Here is a 6,523-nt window from a genome sequence, read left to right as displayed (position 1 = left end):
TCTGGGAGGGGCCGATCGAGGAGGCGGTGGCACACCTGCGACAACACAATGTCGAGGTGGAAACAGGACCTGTTCGGCGATTCGGTGCCGGCGGGGCAGGGACAAGCGTCTACTTTCGCGATCCTGACGGAAGCCTGCTCGAGTTCATCTCCTACGAGGCGTCCCCGCGGCGGGCCAGCCCCGACCCGGCCGACCCCGACAGGCCAGCAGGCGGCCGTCCAGGCGTTGCCGATGCCCCACGCTCGTAACGGACCACATCTTCGCGCATAAGCCGCAGGCCCGAGTTCAGCATGATCAGATATCCGCTCATCGGCACGTCCGGATGTCACCCGTGAGCCGGTTAGCTTGCTTGAGGAGGGCTTCGCGGCTGGATGAGGATGGCGGCGCGGCGGTGACAGGTGCGGTTGCTGCTGCGGATCAGCCGGTCAGGCACGCGGTGGGGTGGCCGATCGGCGGCCCCCATGCGAGGCGACCAGGGCGTCAGCCACGATCGCGGCGTCCGCCTCGGCGACGTCGGCGGGATACTCCGGCAGGAGGTCGTCCCAGACGACCAGCCAGGATCCGTAGAGCTGCGCCTGGCCCTCCGGCCGGGCGAAGAACCAGACGTGCAGGTGAGCGCCGCCGTCGCCGACGCGGTAGACGTGGGCTCGCGAGATGTGCGGCAGAGCCTGCACGTGGCGGACGATTCGCGTGGTCAGCAGTCCCAGCTCCGCTGCGAGATCGTCGGGGAGATCTGCCATGTCATAGTGATCGCGCGGGTACAGCATCAGCACCAGCGGCACGCCCACTCCCGGGACACGGGCCAGCCGCCAGTGATCGTTGAACCAGATTCCCTCGTCGCGCTCCTGGCAGTTCCGGCAGTCCGCCGGATCCTCGCCGTGCCGGGCGGGCTCGGGCAGCACCGGCGGGCGCAGCGACGCGACGCGCAATCCATCCTGTTCGAACGGGCTGATGTCCCATCCCGTCATGCGCGCCAGCGGAAGCCGCCGCTCGCTGTCAGCGACGGCCACCGCGTGGTCATAGAACTGGTCCGGACGCAAGGCCATGGCGCGAAGACTAGTACAACGAAGATTTCATCGCTATTCATCGCTATTACGTGGGCTGCCCGCCACGGCCCGACGGGTGGCCACACGCTCGATGGCACGGATTCGCCGTGGGAACCCCCTTGTCGGCTATGAGCGGGGTCGCCAGCGCCAAGGAAGCTGACGCGCTGTGACGACCGCCCGCAGCCGGCGCACCTACGGCGGCATGTGTGTGCGTTTCGGCATTGCCCACACTGCACAATACGGCGACTATGCCTATGCGCTGCACTGGGTCGGTTGTCTAGTGCTCTGACCACGAACGTTGACGGTGTTGGGGTCAGGCTGCGCGGGTGGCGGGTTGGCCCCAGCGTCGTTGTCGTTCGCTGCGGATGCGGGCGCGTTCTCGGCGTTGGGCGGCCAGGACGTCGGGGTGGCGGGCGTTGGCGTTGCGCCAGCGCAGGTAGGCCTGCAGTTTCCGGGCTAGGACGGGGTGGTTGGGGTGGTTCGAGGCGGCGATGACGAAGGTGCGTAGTGGCCCGAACTGGGCCTCGATCGGGTGGGCCCAGGAGGCGTAGGTCGGGGTGAAGCAGAGCTCGACCTTGTTCCGGGCGCCCACGACCGGATCTTGCGGCCTTTGTGCGCGGACAGGTTGTCCAGGATCATGTAGATCGGTGCCCCGTTCGGACGCGCGGCGCGGATCGACTTGAGTGCGGCGAGGGTGTTCGTGGCGCTCTTGCGGCGGCGGACGACGCCCCAGAGTTGGTCGTCGCCGACGCTGTAGCAGCCGTGGAACTGTCGGACTCCGTGCAGCTTGCGGTAGTTCGCGGGTAGCCGGGGTGGGTGCCTGGCCGGCGCCCACCCGGCACCGGCCTGCGGGCGGATCACCACGGGCCCGAACTCGTCGAACGCGAATACCCGCTGCGGGAAGTGGCTGCTGACGTACTCGATCCGGGCGAGCTTGACCTCGCGCTGCGGGTCGGTGGACTCCTTCCACGTCTTGGTCCGCTGGAAGGTGATCCGGTGCCGGTGCAGAATCTGCCGCAGCCGTTCCCGCCCGATCCGGACCCGGCGGGTGGCGTGAAGGCACAGGTGGTCGGCGAGCTTGCGGAGGCTCCAGCGGGTGAACGGACGCCCCAGCTTCTCGGGGCGGGTGTTGGCCGTCTCGACGATGAACTGCTCTTCGCCGCTACTGATCTGGCGGGGACAGCCACCCGCCCACCGAGGGTCCAGGCTGGCCATCCCCTCTCGTTGAACCGGTGGATGACCTGCCGGACCGTGTCCTCATCCGCCTGCACCAGACGGGCGATCGCCGGCACCGTGTTCCCACCGGCCGACGCCAACACGACCATCGCCCGCCGTAACCGAATCGGCGAGCCGGTACCTCTACGAGTGAGCCTCAGCAGCTGCTGACCCTCCTGGTCACTGAGCCGCCGAACGCGAACGAGTTCTGCCACCGCCACAGCCTGAACGCCACCACGCTGCCGGGCTGGCAGGCCGGGCGGCGTGTCATCCAACACCGTGAACGTTCGTGGTCACGGCACTAGCCCTCGCGTGTCGTCGACCGCGGATGCCGCTGCGGTGACGTGACCGACGGCGGCAGTCAGCGCGGCCACGACCGGTGTGAGCGCGGCGATCGGCTCCTGCGGCGACGGCTGCTGCGGCACCGCGCTCAGCGACCGCGACGCCTCACCCAGGACCCCACCGGCCTGCACCAGCCGAGACCGAGCCTGCCCGAGCACTTCTCGCGCGCGAGCCAACGCCACAGCGATGCCGGCGAAGCCGGAGGCCACCGCCCGGGCGGTGATCTGCTCGATTGCATGGTCGATAGCCGCGGCCTCCTGCTGCGCCCGGTCACACCCGCCGCCGTCGCCTGCAAGTCGGCACCAATGCTGTCGGTCAGCGATGTCGCGTCACCCACCGGCTCCGAGTCCACACAGAACCGTGGCAGCGTAGAGACGAGTGCCGGTGGAACACAACCAATGCGCAGAACGGCTTCCGGTTGAGAGACCCGTATTCTGTTAGTGACAGCAGGCGTCAGGCCTCGTCTCCCCATGCCCGTAATGCGCCAGCCACCGCCACCGTGTTTGGGTGGTTATCACCCAGCAGCCGCGTACTGTCGGCAGTCACCTTGGCGAGGAGGGCGACTGCCTCGGCAGTGCGCTCCGCCTGCCGATAGGAGGTGGCCAGGTTGGCACGGGCGGTCAGTGTGCTCGGGTGCTCCTCACCGAGGAGTCGCACGTAGTCGGCGACCATCTTCGTGAGGAGGTCGACCGCCTCGGTGTTGCGCCCCGCCCGTCGATAGGAGACAGCGAGGTTGGTGCGGGCGGTCAATGTGCTCGGGTGCTCCTCACCGAGGAGTCGCACGTAGTCGGCGACTACGCCGCGATGCTGTCCCGCCCACACGGTGGATACCTGATTGTCGTTGTCGACGGCACTGGCGTACCCAGCGGTGCCGTCATCGAGACCGCCGACTACGACGCATCCCGGCTGCACGACGTGCTGACCAAAGACCTCGAAGGCTAGGTGACGGTCTCCTCGCCAGCTCCCGCCGCGAGGACGAAATCCGGCGGATGCCGCAGCCGGCGATCGTTCTGCCCGTAGGCATGCCTGCGCCTGAGCCGACGCTGCCGCAGCCTTGGACTGTCAACACTATCGAGCAGCGAACTGTCGGTATTCCGTCATCCGGGCAAATCGCCGCCAAGCGATAGAATGCCTGAGCAAAACGAGTGGCCATAGTGGATCACTGGAGGCGCACTGGTGCATTGGCGATCGGCGGCGGTGTGCGATGTGTGCCAGCCGTTCCGGCTGTCCGAGCGGGCCGGCGGGCCAGCGGGCCGGCGTCATCGCCCGCGCGCGGCACCGGCGGCTTGCCGGGCGTCGGCGAGAACCTGGCCAACGCGGGCCGTGTTCGTCGGACTGGTCGGTCTGCTGCTCGCCGGGTGCACCACCGAACCGGAGCCGACCCGGCTGGACGGCAACGATCAGATCGTCGAGCCGAAGGTCAGCAGCGCGGCGCCGCCCGGTCCTGAGTTCGATCTGGCCCGTCGGAGACTCGCCGGCGCCCAGCTCACCCGGGACGGTAAATATCAGGCTCGGCTGGCCGGCGACTGGGTGGTCGTCTCTACCGCCGACGGTGCCGAGTTCGACCGGTTCGCCACCGGTGCCGAAGGCGCCCGGATCAGCATGGACTTCTCTCCTGACGGGCGATACCTCGCGGTCGGACTACCGGACTCGGTGGTCCTCTACGACTTCACCACGAAGGACCCCACGGCGCTGCCCCTGCCCGAGGAGGTAAAGCGACCGGATGGCGAACCCCAGCCGCGCACCGGCAAGTTACGCTTTTCGGCCGACAGCGGCCATCTGGTGGTCGAACTGTTCGATGAACGGGCCAACAGTCGCTACTGGCTCCACGATCTGCACACTCGCCGTGAGATCGTCTCACCGCTTCCGCCGAGCATCGAGGTCCCAAGTGATCCGGGTGTCATCTTGTACGTAGCAGGGCTGACCGTGGTCGACGGCGGAAAGCGGGTGGTGATCGCCGGTCAAGAAGGCTTCCTGGTCTGGGTGCCGGACGAGCAGACATTCCAATGGCGGCCCTGCGCCTGCGGTAGCACCCTGACCAGCACAGTGGACCGGCAGGCTCGGCACGTGGCATTCCTGACCCTGAACGACGAAGTGGTGCTCTGGGATCCGGGCCCTCCCCAGGAGGTTGGACACTGGAAGGTGCCGGCCGTGGACCTCGGGGCCAAACCGGCCGTGAACCCCACCGAGCTGGAGTTCACCGAAGACGGCGGCTGGCTGCTGGCCGGCCCGGAGTACGGCCACGTGTGGTCGGTCCCGGACGGCAAGCTGGCGGGTTCGTGGCAGGGGTCCGGGCCGTGAGCGGCGGCAAACCGAAACGGCGGCGCGGTACCAGCGGTCCGGACCGGAAGCGGGGAGTCCGGGGCGGGCGTCCGGCAGGGGGCCGGGACAAACCGGGAGGCGATCAGCCGGTACCGCGGCTGCGCCGGGTGCTGGGATCGTTGCATCGGGCCTGGTGGTTCGTGCTGGGTACCGCGGTGGCCGCCCTTCTCGGCGCCATCACGAGCATCTATGTGCCCAGGTGGGTTGACCATCTGGACCCGCAGATCGTCGCGGTACACGTCGTGGCGAATCCGGCCACCGTGGACACCTGGGGCACCGCTGAGTTCGCCATGGTGCTGCCGAAGGACGTCCGGCCCTCCGATGATCCACCGGTGGGCTGCGCGACGCTGATCGACTGGGCGCGCGCCCTCGGCGCCGTCGATCACAAGGTGAGCCGGGTGCGCGTCGTCGTGCAGGGCGCCAGCGACCAGGGGGTGCTGATCGACAACCTGCGTGCCCGGGTGATCCGACGCAGCCAGACTCCGGAACCGGCCGGTGTGCAACTGCGCTGCGGCGGCCAGCAGGGAGCCGCCGAACCACGGGACGTCGAGATGGACCTGGACGCTCCCCAGCCGGCCGCCCGCTACCGCACCCTGATTGAGGGGCGCCGGCCACTGTTCGGGTTCACCCTCGCCAAGGGCGAGACCGAGGTGTTCGACCTGACCGCGTTCACCACCGGCACGGTGGAGTGGACTCTCGAACTCGACCTGGTGGTCGCTGGGAAACGGAAGCGGGTCGAGGTGACCAATCGGGGCCGGAGCTTTGTCACGACCGCGGCACCCGGACCCCGGACCTACCAGGTACCCCCAGGCGGCGACCACTGGGTCGAGTGTGCGCAGACGCCCCTCCGGGTCTGCCTGGAGGGCGATCCGCCGGCACGTTTCCGGTACGACTCCTGACGGCCCTGTTGCGTTATCGGATCAGTGGGTATCCCAGAGCCGTGCCCAGGGCGCTGGTCAGATGGCGTGGGCGAGCTCGGTGAACGCGGCGGCGACCCGTGCCGGGGACTGCGTAGATTTCAACTCTGTCTACATTCGGCTTTGTCTCACATTCGGTGGCTACCGAAGGTAGTAATGAGCACGAGCGCTATGCGTTTCACGTTCTCTCCCTCGTGTCGACGGTGCGTCGGATTGCGTACTGACCCGAAACCCGCGGGCCGCGCGGGCCTCCGAGAGGCCTTCGACCATAGCGAGCCTCACGCCAGCACATCGAGGAGATCGCATCTATTTAGCCACGGTGCGTCAATTGGCGACCACGCAGGGTGCTTGCGCGTTCCGTGCTGGTTTGTACCGCCTCATCGACGACACCCAGTAGCCCCAAGCGCAGGTCAGCGACCCTCACGTACGCCGCGAGCACCGCTGCGGCCCCGGCCAGCAGCGCCAGCCGCACCGCCGCCGACACCCGCTGGTCGTCTCCCCCCTGCGGCCTCGCCGGGTCATGGAACGTGGCCGTTCCCCGCGGCTGGCAGGACTTCGACATCTGCTGTCGAACCCTTCGCTGCACGGAGGATGCGCCAGGCGGACAGGATGGCGAGGAGCAGCAGGACGGGGAATGCGAGCGCCCACCAGAGCTGCCAGGTGGCGCAGTGGCTCGGCGAG

Annotated in this window: 7 protein-coding genes and 1 pseudogene; 4 read left to right on the top strand and 4 right to left on the bottom strand. The window is 68.3% G+C overall.

Annotated elements, in window-relative coordinates:
* Positions 1-26: 26 nt before the first annotated feature.
* Positions 27-248 (top strand): VOC family protein, encoded by a 222-nt coding sequence (locus AB0L34_RS32335; protein WP_363709296.1) that lies wholly within the window; start codon positions 27-29, stop codon positions 246-248.
* A 177-nt stretch (positions 249-425) separates the two neighbouring features.
* Here AB0L34_RS32335 and AB0L34_RS32330 read toward each other — a convergent pair whose 3' ends face one another.
* The 4 genes and pseudogenes from AB0L34_RS32330 to AB0L34_RS32315 all read right to left on the bottom strand — a co-directional run bounded on the left by AB0L34_RS32330 (position 426) and on the right by AB0L34_RS32315 (position 3,353).
* Complete coding sequence (locus AB0L34_RS32330; RefSeq protein WP_363709294.1) at positions 426-1,046, bottom strand: hypothetical protein; 621 nt, start codon at positions 1,044-1,046, stop codon at positions 426-428.
* A 313-nt stretch (positions 1,047-1,359) separates the two neighbouring features.
* Positions 1,360-2,476: pseudogene (locus AB0L34_RS32325) on the bottom strand (IS630 family transposase).
* A 78-nt stretch (positions 2,477-2,554) separates the two neighbouring features.
* Positions 2,555-2,812 carry a DUF6244 family protein gene (locus AB0L34_RS32320; RefSeq protein ID WP_363709292.1) on the bottom strand — a complete coding sequence of 86 codons (258 nt, stop codon included), beginning with the start codon at positions 2,810-2,812 and terminating at the stop codon, positions 2,555-2,557.
* A gap of 244 nt (positions 2,813-3,056) precedes the next feature.
* Positions 3,057-3,353 carry a tetratricopeptide repeat protein gene (locus tag AB0L34_RS32315; RefSeq protein ID WP_363709290.1) on the bottom strand — a complete coding sequence of 99 codons (297 nt, stop codon included), beginning with the start codon at positions 3,351-3,353 and terminating at the stop codon, positions 3,057-3,059.
* A gap of 9 nt (positions 3,354-3,362) precedes the next feature.
* On the opposite strand from AB0L34_RS32315, the gene AB0L34_RS32310 reads away from it, so the two are divergent.
* The 3 genes from AB0L34_RS32310 to AB0L34_RS32300 all read left to right on the top strand — a co-directional run bounded on the left by AB0L34_RS32310 (position 3,363) and on the right by AB0L34_RS32300 (position 5,824).
* A complete protein-coding gene (locus AB0L34_RS32310; RefSeq protein ID WP_363709288.1) occupies positions 3,363-3,545 on the top strand; it encodes a hypothetical protein in 183 nt (60 codons plus the stop codon).
* Positions 3,546-3,926: 381 nt separating this feature from the next.
* Positions 3,927-4,904 (top strand): hypothetical protein, encoded by a 978-nt coding sequence (locus AB0L34_RS32305; protein WP_363709286.1) that lies wholly within the window; start codon positions 3,927-3,929, stop codon positions 4,902-4,904.
* A 176-nt stretch (positions 4,905-5,080) separates the two neighbouring features.
* A complete protein-coding gene (locus tag AB0L34_RS32300; protein ID WP_363709284.1) occupies positions 5,081-5,824 on the top strand; it encodes a hypothetical protein in 744 nt (247 codons plus the stop codon).
* Positions 5,825-6,523 lie beyond the last annotated feature (699 nt).

The organism is Micromonospora sp. NPDC052213, assembly GCF_040679695.1.
Lineage (GTDB): Bacteria > Actinomycetota > Actinomycetes > Mycobacteriales > Micromonosporaceae > Micromonospora.
Note: the sequence above shows the minus strand (reverse complement) of the source record. Positions and strands in the feature narration are given on the sequence as shown.